A 23671-nucleotide genomic window follows, 5' to 3' on the forward strand; every position below is an offset into this window, starting at 1 on the left:
TCTGAAAGAAAGCTACTTCGGAAGCATACACCTCGCCTTTATCACCGGATTTTCCATTTAGAAAGGGGATCAAAAAAATCTGGGGATAACAGCGATTGGAGGGTTGTTCTGTCATCGTAGTGTCAGTTTAAATAATCTTTAGTTCAACTTATATAGTCTATAAGCAAAGGAAGAGGATAAATGATGAGAGCGGCTCAAATAAAGAAATACTCCAAAAAAATCCAAGTGGAAGTCAATAATATTGAGATACCTCAAATTCAGAGCCATGAGGTTCTTGTCAAAGTGAAAGCTGCGGGTGTAAATCCACTGGATATCTTGAATATGAATGGCAGTGTTCGGATGATTGCCGACTATACGTTACCTTTAACTTTAGGGAATGAATTATCGGGTGTCATTGAAGCTGTCGGTGATGATGTTTTGAATTTTAAAGTGGGGGATTCGGTTTATACGAGGTTGCCACTAAATAAAATTGGTGCTTTTGCTGAATATGCGGCTGTACATGAGGATGCTTTATCTATGATGCCTGAAAATCTGTCTTTTATCGAAGCAGCTGCAGTACCCCTTACTGCCTTGACCGCGTATCAAGCATTGCATGATGTGCTCCGAGCGGAACCGAATAAAAAGTTGTTTATTCCTGGCGGAACCGGGGGATTCGGTGCGATGGCTATCCCAATTGCCAAGTCCATGGGATTAACGGTTATTACAAGTGGCAGTGAGAGGGGCAGAGCACGTACTCTATCCATTGGAGCAGATCAATTCATTGATTATAAGACTGAGCAGTATGCTGACATTCTGTCCGATATCGATTATGTGATCGACACCTTGGGTGCGGATGAGATCAAAGCTGAACTGAGCATTTTGAAACCACATGGCAAATTAGTTTCTTTGAAGGCAGGACCCAATTATCGCTTTGCAGTGGACAGTCAATTTCCGTTGTGGAAAAGAGCATTGTTTGGTCTCGTAGGTGCACGCCTGGATTCTTTAGCGCGTAAGAATCAAAATGAATATCGTTTTTTATTTGTGCATTCCAGTGGGATTCAATTGCAAGAAATCACAGCTCTTGTAGAAAAAGAAGACATTAAACCTTCGATCGATTCTACGTATACGTTTGAGGACATTGAAAAGGCATTGATTAAAGTATCAACGGGTCACTCCCAGGGCAAAGTCATTGTTACCTTTTAAAGGCTCGTTAAGATCATGCTCATGCTATTTAATGTTCGTTTTCTGAACAGGAGGGAAGCCAATGGCGAGAAGCAAAGAGTTTGAAGAGTCTGTTGTACTGGATAAAGCGATGAGACTTTTTTGGGAACAAGGTTACGAGAAGACGTCTATGACGGATCTGGTTAATCATATGGGAATTCATCGTAAAAGCTTGTATGACACATTTGGTGATAAACATACCTTGTTTCTAAGGTCAGTAGATCTGTATGATCACAAAATCAGCTCCGCTCTTGCAGCAGGCGTAAAGCGTTCTAAAACGGCAACGGAAGCACTTCAGTTTATATTTCTTTCTTTAATTCATGGAGAGGAATCTCCAGCATCAGGCTGCTTCATTGTTAATTCGACGGTAGAATTGGCGGCACGCGATGAAGACATGAACAACCGATCGACGGAGATGTTTGCAAATACCGAGAAACTAATCAAGGACATTATGGTGTGGGGACAGCAAGAAGGTGAATTCACAACGGAGTATAACGCCGAGGTATTGGCGGAATATCTGCATAACGTAAGCATTGGTTTAAGGGGGATGGCCAAGACTTCGATGACCAAGGAAAAACTGCTTCGTATAGCGATACTATCCATGGATCTCATACTAAGGTAGTCCATTTTTTACTATTATAGAATGTTCATTCTAATTGATGTTCCAGATGAAACATATTTTATAGAAAAGAGAGGCAGGCAACAACATGAGAAAGACAGTTCTAATCACAGGGGTATCGGGTGGGATCGGTAAAGAGTTAGCAGATCGGTTTGCCAAAGGTGGACATCATATTGTGCTGGTAGCACGAAGCGAGGGTAAAATACAGGATCTAGCTCAGGAGTATCGGAAAAAGTATGGCATTCAGGCGACGGTTATTGCCAAAGATGTAGCAGCACCTGGGGTACCACAGGAGATTTATCATGAGCTGAAGGAAAAGGGCATTGTTGTTGACTATCTTGTCAACAATGCAGGTTTCGGTCTGTTCGGGACGTTTATGGAAACGGATATGGAACAAGAAGTTAATATGATTGACGTGAATATCAAGGCTTTAACCGTCATGACAAAGCTATTCTTGCCGGATATGATCCAACGTGGGCAAGGCGGTGTGATGAATGTGGCTTCGTTGGTAGGTTTTTTCCCTGGGCCGTTGATGTCGGTATATTATGCAACAAAGGCATATGTACTATCGTTCACTGAGGCTTTGGAGAATGAAGTAAGCGGAACTGGCGTTACAGTAACGGCACTGTGCCCAGGCCTGACATCCACCGGGTTTGTTGATCGTTCGGGTATGGGTGTCTCGAAGATGTTGCAGGGCCCGATCATGGAAGCCGGACAGGTGGCCGAAGAAGGGTATCGAGGCTTTTTGCGTGGCAAGACATTAATTATGCCTGGTGCTCGAAATCGATTCATCGCGTTTATGCCGCGGTTGTTGCCGCGTAAGATGATGACTCGCATGATTAGATCCTCACAGGACAAGACAGGACATTAAACATTTGTAGAGGATAAATCAGATCTTCCCCAAGTCGATCGCTTCACGTTGTCCTTCATCTTGTCTTTTATGACAAACATACACAAAAACAGGAGGGAAGCTGAAGGGCACAAATTGAATTTTCTCCATCTCAAATAACTCAGTTAATTGTTTCCTCATATGAAGGGAGTACTGGTATAAAACTAACGTGCCTCCAGGTCGGAGTGCTGTATGGATCTGTGACAGGATGTTTTGTCTCATTTCTCTGGAAAAATTAAAAAAGGGCAGTCCACAAATGATATTATCCAATTGATGTATATGTTCTTGATGCATCTTTTTCACTAAATAGGATGCATTCGAATGGTACATGAATTCAGGATATGTTTTCTTCAGATCATTCCTCATTTTCGGGTCTCTTTCAAATAAAAAAACGGTAGCAGATTGGGGTAATTCAGCTCTCATAAGACGTGTGACTGCCCCTGTTCCTGGCCCTAGCTCAGCAATGGTTCTTACCTCATCCCATCGTACAGACTGGACAATTTTCTTAGCCAAAAATTTGGAGCTGGGGAGGAGACTGCCTACTCGTTTGGGGTTTCTCAGAAATCCTTGCAGGAAAAGAAGTGGTTCGGATGTTTTCATCGCGGTATCCTCCATTATCAATGCTATTGATGTTTCACTGGATGTTAGAAGGCAAGCTTAGTTGGAATATAAATACGTTACGCGTATGTTTTAGTGTTAAAGTCCCCTGATGTAAATCCGTAATGTTTCTCGCAATAGAAAGTCCCAGACCAGATCCTGATTGAATACCTTCGCTATTCCTCGAATAATCCACCTTATAAAAGCGATCAAACAGTCTGTTTTTTTGTTCTATCGTTAGTGGTATGCCTTTATTCTCTACTTCAATGGTAACGTGATTATGCTGCACACTCATTCGAACATGAATCGTGCCCGGTTTAAAGGAATACTTGAGTGCATTCATGAGGAGATTGTCGATGGCTCTAGCGATCTTATCACTATCCAGGGAAACCATGATTGGAGCATTACCGAGTGTTTTTTCAATACGAATCCCATGCTCCTGAGCTAAAGGTTCGAATTCAAACAACAATTGGTCCAATAGCTGACAGAGGTCAACATTTTTTAAATCCAATTTGGTGTTCACTTCGTTAAGACGCGTATATTCAAATAAATCATCGAGTAACTTCTTCAAATGCGTTGCTTTGTTATAGGTATTTTGGATGAAACGATCATACTCTGCTTTGTCTTGAAATGATTCTGATTTGAGAAGCTCAATATAGCCAATTATGCTGGTAAGCGGTGTACGCAGATCATGTGAGATGCCAGTGATCATGTCCATCTTGGATTGCTCCAATTCACGTTCTTTAGCAATCTGTTGCTTTAACTGTTCTGTCATGTGATTGATGTTGGAAGCAACGCGTCCAAGTTCATCTTGTCGATTAACGGGCACCCTATAATTCAAATTTCCTTCAGATATGATTTGAAGCCCTTGCTCTAATGTAATGAGATCTCTCACAATTTTTCGTGTGGAAAACAAAAAAATTAACGTGAAAATTACGATGAAGATTGGTGTTAGAACATAAGGAAAAATGTAGAGGAGCGAAGGCCAATTAAATCTTTCACTAATTTTTGCGGCAGCTATGATCAACATATTATTTACACCCACAGAGCCAACAAACGAAATCAATAAACTGATCAACATTTGATATAGGATGTTAATCTGTATCTTTTTTTTAAACTGTGGTAATCGTTTAATCAATTTTATATCCCACTCCCCATACCGTTTTAATGTAATGAGGTTCCCGCGGATTTACTTCCAATTTCTCTCGCAGGTTACGAATATGAACCATCACCGTATTATCCGAATACCCGTAAGGTTCTTTCCATACGGTTTCGTAAATTTTCTCGGAGCTAAATACTTGTCCAGGATGGCTGGCAAGCAACACCAGAATGGAAAACTCCAGTGGTGTAAGCGAAATGTCATTATCTTTGAGCTTCACAGAATGTTTACTTGTATCTATGACAAGGTCCTTGATCAGGATAAGTGAATTGAATTCGGCTTTGCCAATCAGTGTTTGACGTCGTAACTGAGATTTAACGCGAGCCAGTAACTCTAATGGATTAAACGGTTTGACCATATAATCATCAGCCCCGGTAGTCAGGCCCGTGATTTTATCAATGTCTTCTTCCTTGGCGGATAACATAATAATGGGAGTGGGTGATACTTCTCTTATTTTGAAGCAGGCTTTAATTCCATCCATAATGGGCATCATAACATCCAGAATAACGAGTTGAACCGATGTTGTTTTGATAATATTTAGCGCTTCCTCACCATTGGCTGCTTCAATGACATGATATCCTTCGTTACGTAAATAGACATGAATGACATCCCGGATATCGGGTTCATCATCAACAACGAGAACGGTATTCATAATTCAACACTCCTTTAAAAATTAGGATAACATCAGTGTAAACGATCGTCCGGAATGTTTAAATTGTTTCCTTTTTGCGACAGACATAAACGAACGCAGGTGGGATATTCAAAGGCACGAATTCTATTTTTTCGATGATAAAGTGTTCGGATAATGCTTTTTTCATTTGAAGTGAATATTGAAAGGCGATGAATAATCCTCCAGGTTTGAGTGCCTTATAGATCTGGTCTACCAACGTATTTCTTAATTCAGGCTCAAAGTTGAAGAAGGGCAGTCCGCTAAAAATGTAATCCAGTTGCTGAACGCCCTCTTGATTCATGGATTCTACCAATCGAGCAGCGTCTGGATAACAGGAGAACTCCGGGTATGCCGTCTGAAGAGTATTCCTCATCGTTTCGTTCATCTCAAACAATAGGACTTTGGTGGAATCGTGTACTTGTTGATGAATATAACGAGTGATAGGACCTGTACCCGATCCAAGCTCGGCGACAGCTTTTGCCTCTAGCCAAGAGGCTTGCTTCACCATTTTGCTGGCGAGAAACCGGGAACTGGGTATGATACTGCCGACATGTTTAGGGCTTTGCAGAAAACTTTTCAAAAATAAAACAGGTTCATTGGAATTCATAGGGTTCCTCCATAATGTGATGGTATGTTATCCAAACCAGTTAGAAATGTAATAAATGAAGCGTAGATAGAATGGGGCCACCGAAGTAAATTCCCGCTGTAAAATACGTTATGGTCCATAACAAAGCACTGGAATAGGAGATAAGAGCAAATTTTCTATACTGCACGCCACTGAGTCCCATCACCAAAGGGAGAACATACCGCACGACTGGAATGAACAAACCAACGCACATCGCCCAATTGCCACTTTTATTCAGAATCAGTTCAGCCTTAACGAAGTGTTTATGATGTTGAAATCTGTGTTTTATCTTGGTTCCAAATAACTTCCCTGCAAAATAAGCAAAGGTAATGGCCGTTAATAGTCCTGATAAAATACAGAAGTATGTGATCCATGAATTGATAACTCCTGTATGACTCAAAATGGCACCGCTGATAATCGTGATTTCATTTGGGATTGGAATACCGAAAGGCCCTAATGAGAAGGCAAAATAAAAAATCAGATAACCATACTGATGAAGTAGCTCTAAGATCGTATTACTGATCATTGTTTTGCCTCCTCTCTTGTTGATATAGCAATCTTAATTAAAAAAACTAAGGAATTAATGAGCATAAATCTAAAGAAAATCTAAAGAATACATAAGCAAAGCCAAACAACTTATGTTCAAGAGAAAAAAGCCTTGCCAACGTACTGGCAAGACTTGAACAGGTAGAACTATTCAGAAGCGGTGATCAAGTGATATAAATTCCTGAATATCAAATAAAGTTTGCCTCAAAAAGGAACGTATAAGCTAGCTCGAGTTGATTACCTATATCTTTATCTGTAAGGAAGAGGATGAGCATCAAAGAAGAGCCGAGACGTCATAATGACGACTCAGCTCTTTTTTTATGTCCCAGGGGATCAGACTTCTATGAAATCAGCTTATTGTAGGAAGTAGAACCATCTGAATTTGGTACCAGCAACAATAAACAAAACAATCCATCCCCATAGAAACAACAAACGTAAAGGTCGTGGAATCAGGAGATATTCTGAGTACAATTTGCTGAAAAGTTTCATTACAGTAGTGACCACCCCTGCTAAGTTACTCCCTTATATCCGCTTTCGAAAGAAAAAGAGACGATAAGATAACCAATATCCCAATAAGTCTGTATACCGTGGCGTAGGCCGCGAAGTAGCTTCTGGCGATTACCAATCCGATGATCGAAATAAGATAATAGCAAAAGACCAAAGGGGATCTTATAACTCAGATGCAGAAACTCCAATAATAACAAAATTAGGTATATTATATCATGATAAACACCAGATCAATAAATAAATCGAACGATATGATGCTGGCATGCCAATATATAGTGTAAGGAGGAGGGGGATAGATAATGAGTGAGCAAGATGAGTACATAGAACTTGTAACGTTAATACGGGCGGGGCATGAAGAAGCTTATGGAGAATTATATGAGAAAACAGTGACGAGGATATATCAAACTGTGCGATTTCTCATCAAGGACAAGTCTGATGCGGAGGATGTAGTACAGGAGATTTACATTCAGGCGTATCGATCATTGGCGCGATATGATGCGGAGCGTGCTTTTCGTCCCTGGTTGATGGGGGTGACGATGCGACAGGTTCAGAGTTATCGACGCAAAAGGTTGATGCAGTTTCGGTTTGGCAAGCGGATCGAAAGATCTGACGTGGGACTAGAATATGATTTTTCCACTGATCTGGTCAACAAACTGGCAAATCGTCCTCTGCTGGAACAGGTGCACCGTTTGCCGTACAAGTTGCAGCAGGTGGTTACACTTCATTATTTGAATGAATACACGCAAGAGGAGATTGCTGGCATATTGGAGATTCCGCTTGGAACCGTAAAATCGCGCATACATGCGGCGCTGGCGAAGTTAAGACAGAAAGAGAAGATGAATCCAAGATTGCGGGGAAAGGTGGAGGATCTGCATGAAACTCGATGAAAAGTTGCGAACAGCCTACCAGGAAGAGACCAAAGACTGGTCCGTTCCTGCGAGAATTAAACATAAAATGATGGATGGTATTCGAAGTAATTCGCACATCAGAAGAAATCGAAAAAAATGGCTGATCACTGGACTATTAGCTGTTGTGCTCATTATTCCCACCGGAGCCTACGCAGGATACACCTATCTCGCAGACGGAATATATGGTTCGCAGGAGAATATCAAAGCTATGGGGGGAACAGCTGAGGATTATATGAGGTTGGAAGCAAAGCTGCAGACGGCCAAGGCCCATTTCAGCGAAGAAGAATTTGTTCAATATATGGACTTGCTGAAGCAATTAGGGCAAATGGCCGTGAAGTATGCCGATTCTCAGGGCAATATGTATCCAGAGCAGTGGAGTACAGTGGAGCAGGAACGATATAACCTTCTTGTAGCTGAGCTGGAACCGTTTTTTGAGAAGCTGGAAGCTGTGAGTACTGCTTCACAAAAGGATCCTATGAATGAGCAACAATTCTGGACGGAGCAGTTGGCGCGGGCGGAGGAGATGTTAACTAAAGAGGAGTTTACCGAGTTCAAATCTGTGTATGAACAAATGAAGGCGTATGAAGTGATGGTGGTAGACAAGGATGGAAGCATTCATGATGAGCGCTTGTCAGTGGAACAGAAGGATGATTTGAGGCAATTAAGAGAGCGACTTATTCCGTATTTGGAGAAGTTGGGGCTTGATGTGCGGTGAAGCAAGTGAAATCGGTTTGTACGAGAAGAAGCGGAGAAGTGAATTCTTTCGCTTCTTTCTTGTTGTTGTGATCCATTACTTCCTCCCCTGCACTTTCAGCCGATATTGATGTGGTGTAGAGCCTGTGGTAGTACGGAATACTTTGCAAAAGTAGGAGGGGCTCGTCATACCGACACGGTGACCGATTTCGGGAACGGTGAGCGAGGATCGAGTGAGCAGCACACAGGCATGACGGATGCGGGTGGCTTGAGCATAAGCAACGATGGTGGTACCAGTCGCTTTTTTGAATACATGAGATAGATGATAGGGGGACAGATGAAGTGTATCTGCGATATGCTCCAAACGAAAAGGCTCCTGGTAATGCTGTTCAATCCATTGCATGATGGCTTCGGCATGAGGGTGAAGAACGGTTGCACTGGACGAAAGTACATCTTGGGAGCGGTGCTGCTGCCCGTCCTGCCACAGATAGCGAAGTTGTGCGAGCAGATCCAATAAAAAGAGGCGTGTATCCTCCTCTATTACGTGGGGAAGGAGAGCTGGATACGTATCTGCATATTGTTCCATTCGTTGAACGAGTGGGGATGTGGCAGCAAGTCGGATGGGCTGAATGGGGGATTGCTCTTCCAGCAGATCCTGTATGAAGTCGTGAGTAACGATAAATTGGGGCCAATGTGCCTTCAGTAGATCAAGTTCAACCATGAGTACATTTCGAATGAAAGGCTGCTGTCTGGATACTTGAATCTGGATGTGGTGCAATTGAAAAGGTCGAAAAATCATGAGCATACCGGGTTCAAGGGAGAAAACCTGACCTTCGGTTATCAACTGCCCATATCCTTCGTGAATATAGGTTATCTCCAGCTGCGAATGAGCATGGAACACTTCGCGAGACGTAGTGTTGGATGTACGACGACAGACCAGATTAAATTGTTCTCCCAGAAAGATGGACTTCATGAATGCCTCCCTTATCATGCGCAAGATAGTTTTATTTTAGCACAAGATGAACGCATAAAAGCGCTTTATTATTGTGTATTGTGAAGGGAATAAGGGAGGTATGCAACGATGTTAAAAGTGGCGATTATCGGAGCAGGTGCAATTAGTGGAGCACATATCTCAGCATATATGGCGTTCCCTGAGCGATGTCAGATTGTTGCTGTGGTCGATATCTACGTGGAAAAAGCACAGAAGCGAATTAATGAATATGGTCTGGAAGGTGCACAAGCTGTCACGGATTACACAGAGTTACTTGCCCTAAACATTGATCTGGTATCAGTCTGTACGCCGCCATATACGCATGCTCCCATTGCGTGTGATTTCATGCAAGCAGGTGCACATGTGTTGGTCGAAAAACCGATGGCTTCTTCCCTGGAGGAAGCGGATCTGATGTTGAGGGCAGCGCAAGCAAGTGGCAAGTTGTTATCCGTAGTAGCACAGAATCGTTTTACGACACCAATGATGAAACTAAAAGGTGTGCTGGACAGTAAACGGATGGGACCGATTGTACATGTTCAGGTTGATTCGTTCTGGTGGCGGGGCCACAATTATTATGATCTGTGGTGGCGCGGGACATGGGAAAAAGAAGGCGGAGGCTGTACCCTTAATCATGCGGTGCATCATATTGATGCCATGCTTTGGATGATGGGACCTCCAGTGGAATTACAGGCCATGATGGCAAATACGGCACATGATAATGCCGAAGTTGAGGATATATCCATGGCGATGCTTCGCTTCCAGGAAAGGGCGCTTGGCATAATTACCAGTTCCGTCGTACATCACGGAGAGGATCAACAGTTAATTTTTCAGGGCAAAGAAGCCCGGGTATCTGCACCTTGGAAAGTGGTTGCTTCTACCGCGCGGAATAACGGATTTCCGGAACCGAATCGAGAGTTGGAACACCAGATTCAGAAGCTCGCTGACGAATTACCAGATGTTATTCATGTCGGTCACGCTGGGCAAGTTGAGAATGTGTTAAATGCTATTGAGACAGGATCTCCCCTTCTGGTGGATGGCCAAAGTGGCCGGAATACGCTTGAACTGATTGTGGGTATCTATAAGTCGGCAAGTACGGGAGAGAAGGTTGTTTTTCCACTAGGGGCGGAAGACGTGTTTTACACAAGAGAAGGAATTATGCAACATGCCGTACACTTTTATGAAAAAAAGACGACGGTGGACAACTTCGAGGATTCGAGTATTACACTCGGGCGGAAGTTGGATTCGTAGTATTTTACGTGAAAAAGATGCCCCTCACATAAGTGAGAATGGGCATCTTTTTTTGTACTAGGTCGATTACATCTACATCACCATAAAAAATCAATACACTTGGTTTTTCCATCCATGTAACTCGTATTCACTTCAAGATCATAATCTCCATAGTCAGGGATTGGATCGATGAGAGCTACAATCAGTCTCGTAGTCGTGTGAGGGAGAATAGGAAGAATCAGTGCTGTTTAGCTTCAGCTTTTGAGCGTGTTGGTTCAACAGAAAGAGAGTGCAAATGTAACGCTTTCACAGTTAGCGGATTCACGTCATTTTAGACACTTGGAGAAGATGATGTGGTGGATTGAAAAGCATTTGGATTATGAGATCAGATTGGGCAAGATGGCGGCAGATGTTCACCTGTCCAAATCGTATGCTTCCCGCATTTTTCATCAAGAGACAGGTAGCAGCATTACGGATTACGTCACAGCTCGAAGGTTGAAGCAGGATTACTTACTCCTTGATATAACAACATTTTCGGTGGAGGAGATTGGCAGACGTGCCAGATTTCCGAACGGATGTATTTCATCCAGTTATTTCGCAAATCTGCCGGGACGAGCCCGTTGTATTATCGGCAAAAATTTGAACGGTGCAGCAAGCATTATTTTAGTTTGCATAATAATAGCGTTATTACGTCTCTATATACACAATTAGTATTTACCATTTGAATAAATAAATCCCGGATGCGGATTGCACTAGCCAGTTGCTAAATGCGATACTCACCTCCGGGATTACACATCGGTAATCTTCAAGCTAAATAAACATTAAGGTTTTCCTCAAGCTGTTACAGCCACTTATCAGCCCAACGTTCCACGGCGCTTAGCGCTCTCCCCAGTTCCGTGCCTTTTCGTGACAACATATATTCAGTCCGAACTGGACGTTCCGTGACCACATGGCGAACCACAAGTCCTTCTTCCTCCAATTCCTTCATTCGCTCATTTAACACACGTTTGCTCAAGTCAGGGATATAAGCGTGAATCTCACTGAAGCGTTTGGGTTCCTCCATCAATGCATGGATAATGAGGGCTACCCATTTTCGGCCAATGATCTGATAAGATTGTTCCACTTTTGTGCATATTTGCTTGGCATTCTCATCATCGCTCATGATTGTACTCCTTTGATTTAGTATTGCTTGTAATATCATTAGTATACTTATTGTAACCTACTTGTCCACAGGCCATATGTGTAAAATGTCACATACCAATTGTTCTTAATGTTACCACATAAAGCGTTATCATCAAATAAAAACCCTATAAACACTGGAGTTCACAGGTTCGACACGATTATTGACGAATTGTGACGACAGGTGTAATATGGGTAACGTTAATTCAAATGGTTACAATTTATAACCTAAACACAGGTTGTGGAGAGAAGGAATGTTCCATGGTTGAATTCAGGTGCGTTATATAAACGGAGGCAAGGCGGGGACCATACCCACTTATTCCGTCTTTTGTCATGCTTGGATTTGAACATTTTGCAACATCATATACTATACTGCACAGATCACAGGAGGCACTCCAATGGATGCAATGACATTTGTCCTGTTCGGGGCAACAGGCGATTTAGCCAAACGCAAGATTTACCCTGCATTATATAACTTGTACATGGATCAGAAAATGCCGAAATCTTTTTCCGTTATCGGATTGGGACGACGTGAATTGTCGGATACGGACTTCCAGGCGAATGTTGAAAAGTCACTGCATGAATTCTCACGTCAGACGCCGGAAGAAGCATCTCAGGTTCGTGATTTCATTGGCGCTTTCCGTTATTGTTCTTTAAATAATACGAAGCTTGAAGATTACACCAAATTGTTGGAACTGGTTCAACAGCGTGAACAAGAGCTTAACATTCCCGAAAACCGCATGTTCTACATGTCGGTGGCACCGGAATTCTTTGAGCCAATCGCATTGAACATTCAAGAAAGTGGCCTGGGTAACACCAAAGGCTGGAAGAAACTGATTATCGAAAAACCATTCGGACACGACCTGCAATCAGCTCGTGATCTGAACGAAAAACTGAGCAATACCTTTGCGGAAGAAGAAATCTATCGCATTGACCATTTCCTCGGTAAACCGATGGTTCAAAATATTGAGACGCTCACCTATGCAAATCCGGTGATTCAAGCGTTGTGGTCTAACCGTTATATTGCCAATGTACAGATTACGGCAAGTGAGACGGTGGGTGTTGAAGAACGTGCCGCATATTACGACCAAAGCGGTGCTCTTCGTGACATGTTCCAAAACCATATGCTTCAGTTGCTGATGATGATTGGTTTGCATTTGCCAAAACGTTGCACACCGGAAGAAATTCAATTCAAAAAGCAAAAAATTGCTGAAGCACTTCGTCCGTTGACAAAAGAAAATATCGCTTCTGAAGTTGTTCGTGCGCAATATGCAGCAGGTGAGTTGCAAGGTTCCTCGGTTGTTGGATATTTGGACGAGCCTGGCATTCCAGCCGGATCTCAGAACGAGACCTATGTTGCCGCAAGACTTTGGATCGATGATCCGTTCTGGAGCGAGGTTCCATTTTATATCCGTACAGGTAAACGCCTGGCTGAGAAATCGACCCGAATCGTTGTTGAGTTCAAGGCTCCACTGAAGACCGGTCATGAATCCGAAAACACAACAGAACCTAACCTGCTGACGATTGAAATTGGTCCGGGAGAAAGCATCTCGCTTCAATTAAATGCGAAGAATCCATTGAACCATGGTGAAGTGGAACCAATGCATATGACCTTCAACTCAGGTAAACGTAACATCCCTGAAGCTTACGAGAATCTGATCTTTGATGCGATGCGTGGAGATTCCACCTTCTTTGCTCATTGGAACGAAGTGGAGCTGGCTTGGCAATGGGTGCAACCGATTCAAGAAGCATTCGAAGCGGGCAGCGTGCCACTGGATACGTACAGTGCAGGTTCGCATGGACCAGAGTCAGCAGATCGCCTGACAGCAGCGGACGGCTTCCGTTGGTGGTAAGTGAAACGAAAGAGTGAGCATAAGAGAACACAATAGTAAAGACAACAGTACAATCTGTTCTGCTCACAAATAATCATTTGCACAAATCCAAACAAACCTTTCCAAGTTAACAGGATATAAAACGAAATGTTTTATTCCCCTAGAGCTTGTACTCAGGAGCAAGTTGGATCGAATAATGCAAAAAACTGATATATACAGTAACTATTACGAATCATACCGTTCCAATTTTGCATAAGCCCTTCCGGTTATGTTTGCCGGAAGGCCGTGAAAATTTTTGAATATAGATTAGTGGTTCAGTTTTGAAAATGGGTTGGCTTGAACGCTGAGAATGTAGTGTAGGGGACGAAATCGATTCTGTAGAAGCATAGCGTTCGCCTTTATCCCCGGATTTTCTCCTATATAGGAGATTCAAAAAATCTGGGGATAACAGCGATCAATAGAACGATTCGTGACTGGAACGGTTACTTCGCCAAACGTTAAGCACTTATTTTTAATTTTGAACGCAAATAAAAATTAAACATTGTTCATAACAGGAGGATTTTGAAATGAAACTTGGACTTGTCGGATTAGGAAAAATGGGATTGAACCTGGGTAGAAACCTGATTGATCACAAACACGAAGTGGTTGCTTTTGACCTGAACGCTGAAGCAGTAAATGAAATGAAAGAATACGGCGCTGAAGGCGTATCTTCTTATGCAGAGATGGTGGCTTCACTCGAATCCCCACGTGTATTGTGGATCATGGTTCCCCACAATGTTGTAGACGCTGTATTGGCAGAAGTTAGCCCATTGTTGTCCAAAGGTGACATCATTATTGAAGCGGGTAACTCCCACTACAAAGAATCCATCCGTCGCTACGAAGAGATGAAACCTAAAGGCATTCACTACATGGATGCAGGTACATCTGGCGGTATGGAAGGCGCACGTAATGGAGCATGTTATATGATCGGTGGAGACCCGGAAGCTTGGGCAATCGTTGAACCGGCATTTAAAGATACTTCCGTAGAGAACGGCTACCTGTATGCAGGTAAAGCGGGCAGCGGTCACTTCCTTAAAATGGTTCACAATGGTATCGAGTACGGTATGATGGCATCCATTGGTGAAGGTTTTGACGTATTGGAGAAAAGTGGATTTGATTTCGACTTCGAACAAGTGGCTCGCGTATGGAACAACGGTTCCGTTATCCGCTCTTGGTTGATGGAGCTGACAGAACGTGCCTTCTCCAAAGATGCAAACCTCGACGAAATTAAAGGCGTAATGCACTCTTCCGGTGAAGGACGTTGGACGGTAGAAACGGCATTTGACCTTCAAACCGCTACACCGGTTATCGCGTTGTCCTTGCTGATGCGTTACCGTTCCCTGGAGACAGACACATTCACAGGTAAAGTGGTAGCAGCATTGCGTAATGAATTTGGCGGTCACGCTGTAGAGAAAAATTAATTTTATATATAATTGTTAACATATGATGAGAATCGGGTAATGACTTATATCGTGTTTACGAATTCATCAAGTGGAGGTAACATATCATGAAATTTTTCTTGGATACAGGGAATGTGGAAGAAATCAAACGGATCGAACGTCTGGGTCTGGTGGATGGAGTCACGACTAACCCGTCTTTGATTGCCAAAGAAGGTCGCGTATTTAAAGAAGTCATTCAGGAGATCTGTGGCGTTGTTAAAGGCCCGGTCAGTGCTGAAGTCATCGGTCTCAAAGCCGAGGATATGTTTAAGGAAGCTTATGAAATTGCAGAATGGGCACCGAATGTAGTCATTAAATTGCCGATGACCGAAGATGGGCTGTACGCTTGTCATGAGTTGACGCAAAAAGGGATTAAAACCAATGTAACGCTGATTTTCTCCGCAGCACAGGGCCTGATGGCGGCGAAAGCCGGTGCAACCTACATCAGTCCATTCGTTGGTCGCTTGGATGATATTGCGGTGGATGGTATGAAATTGATTCGTGATCTGCGTCTTATTCTGGACATGTATGATCTGCCTTCCGAGATTATCGCAGCAAGCATTCGCAATATCAAACATGTAGAGGATGCAGCCCTTTCCGGTGCGCATATTGCCACCATTCCGGGTTCGCTTCTGCCGACACTTTGGAAACACCCACTGACAGACAGCGGGATTGAACGTTTCCTGAAAGACTGGGAATCTGTTCCGAAATAAAAGGATAGACCTGGCCTGAATCTTTGGGTGGTCTGAACATAAAACCTTTTGCCTTGCAGAGTAATTTGCGGGTGAAAGGTTTTTTTATCTCTGTTTATGTAGTTTCCGATTCGAGGTTAGTTTAACCAATGAGGAGTACTTGTCCCTTTCATGTTGTTGTTACTTTCTGTCCAGTGTCCACGTACTGTCCTTCTTTTTCGGGACAACGGTGCATAAGGTTAACATATAGCCTATAGCTCATCCCGTAGGGGAGGGACACTTCGATGATGAGAAGAAAATGGCGAAGCCGGAGACGCCGTAAGCCGCCAAGCGGCAAACGCAAAATGTGGTTGATCATTTTATTGGTCACCGCGTTTTGTTTGATGCAGGGCTTTGCTTATGTGGATAAAAAGATGAAGCCCCCCATCATGCACTTGGCCAAGATCAGAGTGAAACAGATTGCGACTGAAGCGATCAACAAGGCGATTACAGCACAGGTTGCAGATGGCAAAACCAACGAAGGACTGATTGACTGGAAGACGGATACCGCCGGGAAAGTGTCCGGTTTCATGCTGAACTACAATGAGCATATGCGAATCACCGCAAGTACGATGAATATTGTGCAATCCACGCTGCAGAATGTACACATGTTAAAAGAAAAAATCCCGCTGGGGCAGGCGCTGGGCAGTCCGGTGTTGGCTTCATTTGGCCCGAGTATACCGGTTCGTATTGAGCCCCAAGGCGCTGTCAAAGTGGATCTGAACACCCGTCAACAGAATGCGGGTATTAACATGATTTTGGTGGAAGTGTACATTCACATCATTGCTGAGGTCGCGGTCGTGGTGCCCTTCGACATGGAACCCGAAACGGTCGATACGGAAATCCCGATTTCCTACCTTTTGGTTGTCGGGGATGTGCCAATGTATTATTACGATAATCAGGGCAAGCCAGTGGGCAGTAACGGTAGTAATGCCCCTGCTATTGCGCTGCCATCAGGTCATACGGGTGTATCAAGCGGTAATGGAGTAACTACGAATCCCCCAAGCGAGAACCAGCAACAGACGCCGTCAGACCATTTGCAAGGGAATGAACTTGAAATTGAGCCGGATGATCTGCCTGATGTGAATGGGGGATTGCAGCTCAATAAGGACGCGCACCCATGATACACACAAATTTGAATTGCAAAGCAAAGAAAGGGGCCTCTATTAAAGCAATGTCATTAAGATAAGGAACAGGACCAAAAATCAATAAAAAGAGCAGGTTATCGAAAAGATAGCCTGCTCTTTTTTGTGTGAAATAAGAAAAAAGACTTGACAAGCAGGTAAAAAGGTGTGGCGAAGCCCTTGGAAAACGAGGGGGTTACGCCAATGAATGAATATGCGAATTCGCTAAAAGAAAAACTGACCTCCCTCATACGAGAAATGTCAGTTGCACCAGCACCTTATGTCAAAAATCCTGAAAAAGATTTTACCCGTAAGAAGAAGTTACCGTTTGAAACGGTTATGCAACTACTGATCTCTATGGGCGGAAACAGTTTATACAAGGAACTCTTGGAATCACAGGGCTATGATGTAAATACGGCCACTTCTTCTGCTTTTGTCCAACAGAGAAATAAAATCTTGCCGTCTGCAATGGCATATTTGTTTCAAGAATTTACGCAATCGTATACGGATCTCAAGAACTACCGAGGGTATCGGTTACTCGCCATTGACGGTTCGGATTTGCATTTCGCCACTGACCCTGCGGATACCGACACCTATTTTCAAAGTCAACCGGAAGCAAGAGGCTATAATCTGCTGCATTTAAACGCCACCTATGACCTTTGCAACAGACTTTACGTGGATGCGATTGTTCAACCGCGAAGATTAAGTAATGAGAGAAAAGCGTTAGGGGATATGGTTGACCGTTCCTGCATCGAGGGAAAAACCATTGTCATTGCCGATCGAGGTTATGAAAGTTACAACAATTTCGCACATATTGAACGCAAAGGGTGGAGCTATGTCATTCGAGTAAAAGATCTGGCCTCCAGTGGTATTCTCTCGGGCTTGCGTTTACCCGATAGCGGTTCGTTTGATCAGGAGGTTCATCTAGTGCTTACTAAAAAACAAACCAAAGAGATCAAAGCTCATCCCGAAATGTACAAGTTCATCCCTTCTAAGTCTACCTTTGATTTCTTAGATTTGAAGGAGCATCTGTACTACCCCATATCTTTTCGAGTCGTTCGGTTTGTCCTGCCGGATGGCGCTTATGAGACCGTTATTACGAATTTATCTGACGCAGATTTTCCACCCGATGAACTCAGGTCCATCTATAACATGCGGTGGGGAATTGAAACCTCGTTCAGGGCATTAAAATACACCGTCGGTCTGACCCATTTTCACGCAAAGAGACGAGAGTCCGTCATCCAAGAGATTTTTGCAAGAATGATCATGTACAATTTTGCAGAAATGATGACCTCGCACGTCGTCATTTCCCAAAAAGCTAAACAGTACCACTACCAAGTCAACTTCACGGTTGCCGTTCATGTTTGTAGACATTTCCTGCGCTCAAGAGACGATGACCCCCCGCCCGATGTTGAAGCACTGATTCGCAAAAACGTTTTGCCGATTCGACCCATTCGACCAGGGCAGCAGAATACGCGCAAAATAGGTTATAAATCATCGGTTAGCTTCGTCTACAGAGTAGCATAAATTCGATTCGTGTGAACACTTTTTTAAGCGGATCCTCCATCCGTTTGTTTGCTGTACGCTTTTTTCCTTGCATACAAAAAAAACAAACGACACGGGACTTTTTCCCATGCCGTTTCAGATTTCATTTTATTCTCAGTTTTCTCTTTAAGCTAAACTTAATGACATTGTCTATTAAAGAGGTCCCTTTTTCGAATGCTTATCGTGCATATCCTCGTCTCACTTACTTTTCTTGTTCTTTTGTTTGCGTTCATCCTGTTCCCAATGTTTCAGCTGTGGATAAGGATCGAACGACCATTCGTGCAGTCCGCTGTCGCGATAGATCCCATAGTGCAGATGTGGAGGGAATTTGCCCTGTGTCCCAGGTTTCCCGTAACCCGAACTGCCAACCCAACCTACGACCTGACCGGGGATCACAACTTCACCGATGCGTGCACTTTTGTCAAAACCCGAAAGGTGGGCGTAATAGTGATAATGATTGTTCAAATCACGGATTCCGATGCGCCAGCCACCAAACGGATTCCAGCCTTTGATTTCCACGACCCCGTAACAGGTACTGCGCACAGGCAGGCCATGCGGAGCGAAAATATCTGTTCCCTCATGAATGCGATAACCGCCCCAGCTTCTTTTTGTCCCCCAGGTACTGCGATAGGAGTAGTTGGTTCCGAGCGGGACCGGAAAGGCATGTCCGAATAGATCCAGATTGTTAAAATGCTCATATAACTTCGCGAATTGCTGTATCCGTTGCACAGCACGGGAGTTGTGATAATATTCCCACAAGGCAATGTTGAAGTCCTCTTGTTTGTTCCCGTAACCTTGAATAACAGAAGCCATGCTGTACAGCACATCCTGATCATTGTTGGCATCCGCTATACCGTCTCCTGAACCATCACGTCCATATCCTTTGAAAAAAAGAATGGATTCCGGATGTTGATCCGTCTCATCGGGATTTAGCCATCCTCTCCAGGCCGGAGGGGTCATGAAGATACCCGTAAGCCGCTCCGGATGCTTGCGATCCTTTGGGTGTGCACGAGTAATCGTTCGTTCATACTGATCAATGGCGGCAAGCCTGTACCAGGGAATCTGAGTCATCTGACCGATGGTTTCATATAAATGGCGACGTGCAGCGAAAATTTCTGCGGGTTTTAACTCGGCAACCTGTGGTTTGGGAGCGGCCTGGGCGGGTTCACCGTAAACTTCAACAGGCAAGAATGGGAGAAGCAGAGTACCTGCAAGTAATGTTTTGATCCAAAAGCGGTACGTGTGCCTGAAGGTCAAGCGTTGTTGCACTGGGATGCAGCCCCTTTCCATTAGAATGATACAAGGTACCCGATGAACCAAGCTAAAGGTTAGCGTTCTTCAAAAGTTCTCATTTTATCCATGTAAGCTCTTGGGGGGGAATCCAATTATACAAATTGTCCATATCGAGCATGAATGCACAAGATGTGACAAATGGGGGTTTTTCCAGCGCTTTCATGGTATAATATGTTCCGAGCAACAGCCTAACTTCAGTAGAAAGAAGGTTTATGCATTGGCTAAACGTGTTAAAGAACCGAAGCCGGATTGGATTCGGATCAAATTGACAACCGGCGATAACTATCAGGAAATGAAATCGATGATGCGTTCCAAAACGCTGCATACGGTATGTGAGGAAGCACGGTGTCCGAATATTTATGAATGCTGGGCCAATCGAACGGCCACTTTTATGATTTTGGGCGACATTTGCACAAGGGCATGCCGTTTTTGCGCGGTGAATACAGGCTTGCCAACGGAGCTTGATTTGCAGGAACCAGAACGTGTGGCAGAAGCAGCAGAGCAGATGAATCTGCAACACTGCGTAATTACAAGTGTAGCCCGTGATGACCTGAAAGACGGGGGAGCTACGATCTTTGCAGAGACGGTAAAGGCCGTACGGCGGCGGTTACCATTGTGCAGCGTTGAAGTACTTATTCCAGACTTTCTGGGCGAGCTGGAATCTTTGCAGATTGTAATGGATGCCAAACCGGACATTCTGAATCACAATATTGAGACGGTTGAGCGGTTGTCAGACAAAGTGCGTGCCAAGGCAAAATATAAACGTTCACTGGAATTGCTTGCTCGTGCCAAAGAAATGCAACCTAACATCCCTACGAAATCAAGTATTATGCTTGGTGTAGGTGAGGAATATAATGAAATTTTATCAACAATGGATGATCTTCGTGCGGTGAACTGTGATATTATGACGATTGGTCAATATTTGCAGCCATCGGAGAAACATCTGTATGTTGAAAAGTATTATCCGCCAGAGGAGTTTGCTGCATTGAAACAGGAAGGATTAAAACGTGGATTCAGCCACGTTGAGTCCGGTCCGATGGTACGCAGCTCCTACCATGCGCATGAACAGGTGAAATCGGCTACCAAACATGCTGAACAGGCGGCAACACACGCGTGATGGAGGATACCGGATTGGAAGAAGAAAAAATCACAGAACAGATTCAGGACCAACTTCAGGAACAGATCCAGGAGCCGGTTCAGGAATCGGTTGAAGAAAAGCCCAAAGAACCGGTCATTGTACAGATCGGCGGCAAAAATTATGAAATCGTCCAGAACCACAAAGAAGGCTGGAATCCAGAGGTTTTCCGTGATCGTTACAGTGAAGTGCTGGAGCGTTATGATTATATTATCGGGGACTGGGGTTATAGCCAGTTGAGGTTAAAAGGTTTTTACCGTGATAACCATCCGAAAGCGACGAAGGATTCCACAATCGCCAGTATGGTGGATTATATCAATGAATATTGTAACTTTGGCTGTGCGTACTTTGTGCTTCAGAAGAGCAAGGATCAACCTCAAGCCAAAGCAAAAAGCGGTTCCTGAGAAGGACCGCTTTTTTGGTGTGTTTATTTTAGTCAAGAAATGCCGTGCGAACCCGGTTCCAGAATGGATAAGGGCGGAAACGTGCAAAACTGACCTTGTGACTGGATACCTGACAACGGACGGAGATCAGATCCTCCACCATCACGTTCACATGATCAATCGTCATCAATAACCGCTGATCCTTGCGGGAGAAAATATCACAATGATGATGCTTGGGCAAAATAACCGGTGAACCAAGTGTCCGATAGACCCGGTTATTAATCGATGCAATCTCCGCAATCTGAATCGCCTCGATGGTTGGATGAACCATGGCACCACCAAGGGCCTTGTTGTATGCCGTGCTGCCTGATGGCGTGGATACACAGATGCCATCCCCACGGAACATCTCAAATGTCACATCGTTAATATCGACTTGGGCTACGACGGTACCGTCTACACCTTTTAACGTAAATTCATTAAGGGCGATGTAAGAGGAATTCCCTGACTTTTTACGAATCTCAAGCTCTAAGAGCGGATACTGTACAATGCGTGGTTTGAGACGTTCTGGATCTCCTTTTCCACTCATCAGCCTGACTAACTCGCGTAATTCTTCCTTCTTCCAATCAGCGTAAAAGCCGAGATGGCCTGTATGAACCCCAACAAAAGCAATATCCGGAATGCGGTCGATGAAATTGTGAAATGCTTGTAGCATCGTACCATCGCCCCCGATGGAGATCACAATCTCCGGCGATTCTGCATCCAGCTTGAACCCTTCTTCCTTCGCCAGCGCATGAAACTGCTGACTGAGATCAATCGATAACTGGTCTCCGCGGTCTTGAACATAGTATCTCAAGATGAAAGCTCCTTTGTGGTCATTATACTACCGATGATAATCAATTCCGCGGAAGAACACAACGTTTGGGCGCATATTCAGTTAAATATAGATGAATCGTTCACTTATTTTTTGGCATGTCGTCTAGGTTTGAGAATGGAACTTAATATCGCAAGGAATAACAACAACACGATGAGGCTTACAAAAACAATCATTCCGGATAAAAAAATCAGTCCCCAGTCCGGTGTATACGTTGATAACGATGGGATGAAACCGGGCTCCATGAGAACGGGTGAAGAGGAACGCCCCATCAGGGGTGTCCATAACAGCAGGACCAGCACAGGTGCGATTAGTGCATGAATTGCTCTGGCAAATAGAAATGGACCGTATCTCATGGGTGTGTTGCTAAGAACACTCATAATCTGTGCATGGACGGATAATCCGCCCCAGGAGAGAACAAAGGCTGCTGCTGCTACTTTATAGACGAGTGGGATGGATGCCCCGGCACTCCCAGCCTCTTTGTTCCCCAGCGTTACTTCAAACAGCCCACCGACCAAGCTAGGAGATAAGGATGGAGGCAGTCCGCTATGTCGTAACAATTGCTCGGTTATCCCGTATAATCCGCCAAGCCAACCAGTCTGGACAAGTAGCTCCATCATGACAGAGAAGAATACAACCAGCCCTCCTACGATAATAATAAGGCGAAGGGATGAGGAGACTGCCTGGCGCAGCAGTTCACCGAATGCACGTCCGTCAGCTTTTCTTGCTTCATGCATCGCATAGATGGCCCGGACCAGTCTGTTTCTAGGTATCCCCTCCGTTGGAGATCCAGAAGAACTGTCTGGGTGTGAGCCTTTTGCTGTACCCCCGTGAAAACGCATGAGCATACCCACCAGAAAAGCTGCAGCGTAATGGCTCGCAACCAATACTGGAGCAATGGCGACATTATGGAAGAACCCAACCGATACCGCTCCAATCATGAAGATCGGATCGGATGATGTAGTGAAGGCAACGAGCCGTTCTCCTTCTTCCCGGGTAACCAGCTTTTGTTCCCATAACTGAGCGGTCAGTTTCGCCCCTGTAGGATAACCGGATGCACAACTCACGGCAAATACAAAACCACCGCTTCCGGGAACACGAAACAATGGACGCATCAGTGGATTCAGCAAGGTGCCTAGAAAATGAACAATGCCAAAGCCGAGCAGCAGCTCGGACAGCACCAAAAAAGGAAAAAGGGAGGGAAACAATACGTCCCACCAGATGGACAGTCCACGTACACCTGCATGCCAGGTTTCCGCTGGATACAAGACCATTAACACACAAAGGATCAGGAGAGCGATTGTGACCAGGACATGGGTGAGTCGTTGTGAAGCAGCCATGAATTCTTCTCCTTTATATTTGGAATGGTCGGTGTGCGGAAGTCTGTGATGTTATTGCCATCAATATATGAAAAAAAGTGGACAAACAGTACAAAATTATACGTAGAAAGCGCTTGCAAAAGTGGCTGT

General features: G+C 44.2%; 24 protein-coding genes. 14 read left to right on the plus strand and 10 right to left on the minus strand.

Going from position 1 to position 23671, the window contains the following annotated elements; all coding sequences use genetic code 11:
* The first annotated feature begins 183 nt into the window (after window positions 1-183).
* The 3 genes from MHB71_RS30240 to MHB71_RS30250 all read left to right on the plus strand — a co-directional run bounded on the left by MHB71_RS30240 (window position 184) and on the right by MHB71_RS30250 (window position 2690).
* Entirely contained in the window at window positions 184-1182 is a 999-nt protein-coding gene (locus MHB71_RS30240) for an NADP-dependent oxidoreductase (RefSeq protein WP_076254571.1), read from the plus strand.
* 61 nt (window positions 1183-1243) lie between these two features.
* A complete protein-coding gene (locus MHB71_RS30245) occupies window positions 1244-1822 on the plus strand; it encodes a TetR/AcrR family transcriptional regulator (RefSeq protein ID WP_076254572.1) in 579 nt (192 codons plus the stop codon).
* Window positions 1823-1907: 85 nt separating this feature from the next.
* Window positions 1908-2690 (plus strand): SDR family oxidoreductase, encoded by a 783-nt coding sequence (locus MHB71_RS30250; protein WP_076254574.1) that lies wholly within the window; start codon window positions 1908-1910, stop codon window positions 2688-2690.
* Window positions 2691-2708: 18 nt separating this feature from the next.
* On the opposite strand, the gene MHB71_RS30255 is transcribed toward MHB71_RS30250, so the two are convergent.
* Genes MHB71_RS30255 through MHB71_RS30275 form a run of 5 tightly spaced genes read right to left on the minus strand, consistent with a single transcriptional unit; the run spans window position 2709 to window position 6285 of the window.
* Window positions 2709-3308: a methyltransferase domain-containing protein gene (locus MHB71_RS30255; RefSeq protein WP_340028383.1), complete on the minus strand. Its 600-nt coding sequence runs from the start codon at window positions 3306-3308 to the stop codon at window positions 2709-2711.
* A 34-nt stretch (window positions 3309-3342) separates the two neighbouring features.
* A complete protein-coding gene (locus tag MHB71_RS30260) occupies window positions 3343-4386 on the minus strand; it encodes a HAMP domain-containing sensor histidine kinase (protein WP_340030247.1) in 1044 nt (347 codons plus the stop codon).
* Window positions 4387-4435: 49 nt separating this feature from the next.
* A complete protein-coding gene (locus MHB71_RS30265; RefSeq protein ID WP_340028384.1) occupies window positions 4436-5116 on the minus strand; it encodes a response regulator transcription factor in 681 nt (226 codons plus the stop codon).
* A 58-nt stretch (window positions 5117-5174) separates the two neighbouring features.
* Complete coding sequence (locus MHB71_RS30270) at window positions 5175-5741, minus strand: methyltransferase domain-containing protein (protein ID WP_340028385.1); 567 nt, start codon at window positions 5739-5741, stop codon at window positions 5175-5177.
* 40 nt (window positions 5742-5781) lie between these two features.
* Window positions 5782-6285, minus strand: coding sequence for a DedA family protein (locus MHB71_RS30275; RefSeq protein ID WP_340028386.1), 504 nt, complete (start codon window positions 6283-6285; stop codon window positions 5782-5784).
* Window positions 6286-7111: 826 nt separating this feature from the next.
* Between MHB71_RS30275 and MHB71_RS30280 the strand changes: the two genes are divergently transcribed.
* Both MHB71_RS30280 and MHB71_RS30285 read left to right on the plus strand, forming a co-directional pair.
* Window positions 7112-7699 carry a sigma-70 family RNA polymerase sigma factor gene (locus tag MHB71_RS30280; protein ID WP_127548146.1) on the plus strand — a complete coding sequence of 196 codons (588 nt, stop codon included), beginning with the start codon at window positions 7112-7114 and terminating at the stop codon, window positions 7697-7699.
* Complete coding sequence (locus MHB71_RS30285) at window positions 7686-8435, plus strand: DUF3600 domain-containing protein (protein WP_340028387.1); 750 nt, start codon at window positions 7686-7688, stop codon at window positions 8433-8435. Before MHB71_RS30280 ends, MHB71_RS30285 begins: the two co-directional genes overlap by 14 nt.
* A gap of 75 nt (window positions 8436-8510) precedes the next feature.
* Here the strand turns inward: MHB71_RS30285 and MHB71_RS30290 are convergent, their stop codons facing one another.
* Window positions 8511-9386, minus strand: coding sequence for an AraC family transcriptional regulator (locus MHB71_RS30290; protein ID WP_165790096.1), 876 nt, complete (start codon window positions 9384-9386; stop codon window positions 8511-8513).
* Window positions 9387-9494: 108 nt separating this feature from the next.
* On the opposite strand from MHB71_RS30290, the gene MHB71_RS30295 reads away from it, so the two are divergent.
* Window positions 9495-10652: a Gfo/Idh/MocA family oxidoreductase gene (locus MHB71_RS30295; protein WP_340028388.1), complete on the plus strand. Its 1158-nt coding sequence runs from the start codon at window positions 9495-9497 to the stop codon at window positions 10650-10652.
* A 327-nt stretch (window positions 10653-10979) separates the two neighbouring features.
* The gene (locus MHB71_RS30300) at window positions 10980-11342 is read left to right on the plus strand and encodes an AraC family transcriptional regulator (protein WP_340028389.1); all 363 of its coding nucleotides are present in this window, start codon (window positions 10980-10982) and stop codon (window positions 11340-11342) included.
* A 130-nt stretch (window positions 11343-11472) separates the two neighbouring features.
* Here MHB71_RS30300 and MHB71_RS30305 read toward each other — a convergent pair whose 3' ends face one another.
* Window positions 11473-11793: a helix-turn-helix domain-containing protein gene (locus MHB71_RS30305; protein WP_036605715.1), complete on the minus strand. Its 321-nt coding sequence runs from the start codon at window positions 11791-11793 to the stop codon at window positions 11473-11475.
* Window positions 11794-12208: 415 nt separating this feature from the next.
* On the opposite strand from MHB71_RS30305, the gene zwf reads away from it, so the two are divergent.
* The 5 genes from zwf to MHB71_RS30330 all read left to right on the plus strand — a co-directional run bounded on the left by zwf (window position 12209) and on the right by MHB71_RS30330 (window position 18502).
* Window positions 12209-13663, plus strand: a complete 1455-nt coding sequence (zwf, locus tag MHB71_RS30310) for a glucose-6-phosphate dehydrogenase (protein WP_076328966.1) — start codon at window positions 12209-12211, stop codon at window positions 13661-13663.
* A gap of 545 nt (window positions 13664-14208) precedes the next feature.
* Window positions 14209-15102: a phosphogluconate dehydrogenase (NAD(+)-dependent, decarboxylating) gene (gene gnd, locus MHB71_RS30315; protein WP_017692367.1), complete on the plus strand. Its 894-nt coding sequence runs from the start codon at window positions 14209-14211 to the stop codon at window positions 15100-15102.
* An 86-nt stretch (window positions 15103-15188) separates the two neighbouring features.
* Window positions 15189-15833, plus strand: coding sequence for a fructose-6-phosphate aldolase (gene fsa, locus MHB71_RS30320; protein ID WP_340028390.1), 645 nt, complete (start codon window positions 15189-15191; stop codon window positions 15831-15833).
* Between the two features lie 263 nt (window positions 15834-16096).
* Window positions 16097-16975: a sporulation protein YunB gene (gene yunB / locus MHB71_RS30325; RefSeq protein WP_076328967.1), complete on the plus strand. Its 879-nt coding sequence runs from the start codon at window positions 16097-16099 to the stop codon at window positions 16973-16975.
* Between the two features lie 204 nt (window positions 16976-17179).
* A complete protein-coding gene (locus tag MHB71_RS30330) occupies window positions 17180-18502 on the plus strand; it encodes an IS4 family transposase (protein ID WP_340028058.1) in 1323 nt (440 codons plus the stop codon).
* A 216-nt stretch (window positions 18503-18718) separates the two neighbouring features.
* Here the strand turns inward: MHB71_RS30330 and MHB71_RS30335 are convergent, their stop codons facing one another.
* Window positions 18719-19789, minus strand: coding sequence for a M23 family metallopeptidase (locus tag MHB71_RS30335; protein WP_036605719.1), 1071 nt, complete (start codon window positions 19787-19789; stop codon window positions 18719-18721).
* Window positions 19790-20030: 241 nt separating this feature from the next.
* On the opposite strand from MHB71_RS30335, the gene lipA reads away from it, so the two are divergent.
* Both lipA and MHB71_RS30345 read left to right on the plus strand, forming a co-directional pair.
* Window positions 20031-20930, plus strand: coding sequence for a lipoyl synthase (lipA, locus tag MHB71_RS30340; protein ID WP_340028391.1), 900 nt, complete (start codon window positions 20031-20033; stop codon window positions 20928-20930).
* A 14-nt stretch (window positions 20931-20944) separates the two neighbouring features.
* Window positions 20945-21352 (plus strand): YutD family protein, encoded by a 408-nt coding sequence (locus tag MHB71_RS30345; RefSeq protein WP_340028392.1) that lies wholly within the window; start codon window positions 20945-20947, stop codon window positions 21350-21352.
* Between the two features lie 28 nt (window positions 21353-21380).
* On the opposite strand, the gene MHB71_RS30350 is transcribed toward MHB71_RS30345, so the two are convergent.
* Window positions 21381-22184, minus strand: coding sequence for an NAD kinase (locus tag MHB71_RS30350; protein ID WP_036673293.1), 804 nt, complete (start codon window positions 22182-22184; stop codon window positions 21381-21383).
* Between the two features lie 104 nt (window positions 22185-22288).
* Window positions 22289-23542, minus strand: a complete 1254-nt coding sequence (gene ylbJ, locus MHB71_RS30355; protein WP_340028393.1) for a sporulation integral membrane protein YlbJ — start codon at window positions 23540-23542, stop codon at window positions 22289-22291.
* Window positions 23543-23671 lie beyond the last annotated feature (129 nt).

This window comes from Paenibacillus sp. FSL H7-0940, from assembly GCF_037979415.1.
GTDB lineage: Bacteria > Bacillota > Bacilli > Paenibacillales > Paenibacillaceae > Paenibacillus > Paenibacillus amylolyticus.

Bases quoted from the DNA above. Each gene is read 5' to 3' on its own strand.
- MHB71_RS30250 (WP_076254574.1), top strand. From the start codon at position 1,908: ATGAGAAAGACAGTTCTAATCACAGGGGTATCGGGTGGGATCGGTAAA.
- MHB71_RS30290 (WP_165790096.1), bottom strand. From the start codon at position 9,386: ATGAAGTCCATCTTTCTGGGAGAACAATTTAATCTGGTCTGTCGTCGT.
- MHB71_RS30305 (WP_036605715.1), bottom strand. From the start codon at position 11,793: ATGAGCGATGATGAGAATGCCAAGCAAATATGCACAAAAGTGGAACAA.
- MHB71_RS30300 (WP_340028389.1), top strand. From the start codon at position 10,980: ATGATGTGGTGGATTGAAAAGCATTTGGATTATGAGATCAGATTGGGC.
- yunB (WP_076328967.1), top strand. From the start codon at position 16,097: ATGATGAGAAGAAAATGGCGAAGCCGGAGACGCCGTAAGCCGCCAAGC.
- MHB71_RS30255 (WP_340028383.1), bottom strand. From the start codon at position 3,308: ATGAAAACATCCGAACCACTTCTTTTCCTGCAAGGATTTCTGAGAAAC.
- fsa (WP_340028390.1), top strand. From the start codon at position 15,189: ATGAAATTTTTCTTGGATACAGGGAATGTGGAAGAAATCAAACGGATC.
- MHB71_RS30245 (WP_076254572.1), top strand. From the start codon at position 1,244: ATGGCGAGAAGCAAAGAGTTTGAAGAGTCTGTTGTACTGGATAAAGCG.
- MHB71_RS30280 (WP_127548146.1), top strand. From the start codon at position 7,112: ATGAGTGAGCAAGATGAGTACATAGAACTTGTAACGTTAATACGGGCG.
- MHB71_RS30270 (WP_340028385.1), bottom strand. From the start codon at position 5,741: ATGAATTCCAATGAACCTGTTTTATTTTTGAAAAGTTTTCTGCAAAGC.
- MHB71_RS30285 (WP_340028387.1), top strand. From the start codon at position 7,686: ATGAAACTCGATGAAAAGTTGCGAACAGCCTACCAGGAAGAGACCAAA.
- gnd (WP_017692367.1), top strand. From the start codon at position 14,209: ATGAAACTTGGACTTGTCGGATTAGGAAAAATGGGATTGAACCTGGGT.
- MHB71_RS30260 (WP_340030247.1), bottom strand. From the start codon at position 4,386: ATGTTGATCAGTTTATTGATTTCGTTTGTTGGCTCTGTGGGTGTAAAT.
- ylbJ (WP_340028393.1), bottom strand. From the start codon at position 23,542: ATGGCTGCTTCACAACGACTCACCCATGTCCTGGTCACAATCGCTCTC.
- MHB71_RS30240 (WP_076254571.1), top strand. From the start codon at position 184: ATGAGAGCGGCTCAAATAAAGAAATACTCCAAAAAAATCCAAGTGGAA.
- MHB71_RS30295 (WP_340028388.1), top strand. From the start codon at position 9,495: ATGTTAAAAGTGGCGATTATCGGAGCAGGTGCAATTAGTGGAGCACAT.
- zwf (WP_076328966.1), top strand. From the start codon at position 12,209: ATGGATGCAATGACATTTGTCCTGTTCGGGGCAACAGGCGATTTAGCC.
- MHB71_RS30330 (WP_340028058.1), top strand. From the start codon at position 17,180: ATGAATGAATATGCGAATTCGCTAAAAGAAAAACTGACCTCCCTCATA.
- MHB71_RS30275 (WP_340028386.1), bottom strand. From the start codon at position 6,285: ATGATCAGTAATACGATCTTAGAGCTACTTCATCAGTATGGTTATCTG.
- MHB71_RS30265 (WP_340028384.1), bottom strand. From the start codon at position 5,116: ATGAATACCGTTCTCGTTGTTGATGATGAACCCGATATCCGGGATGTC.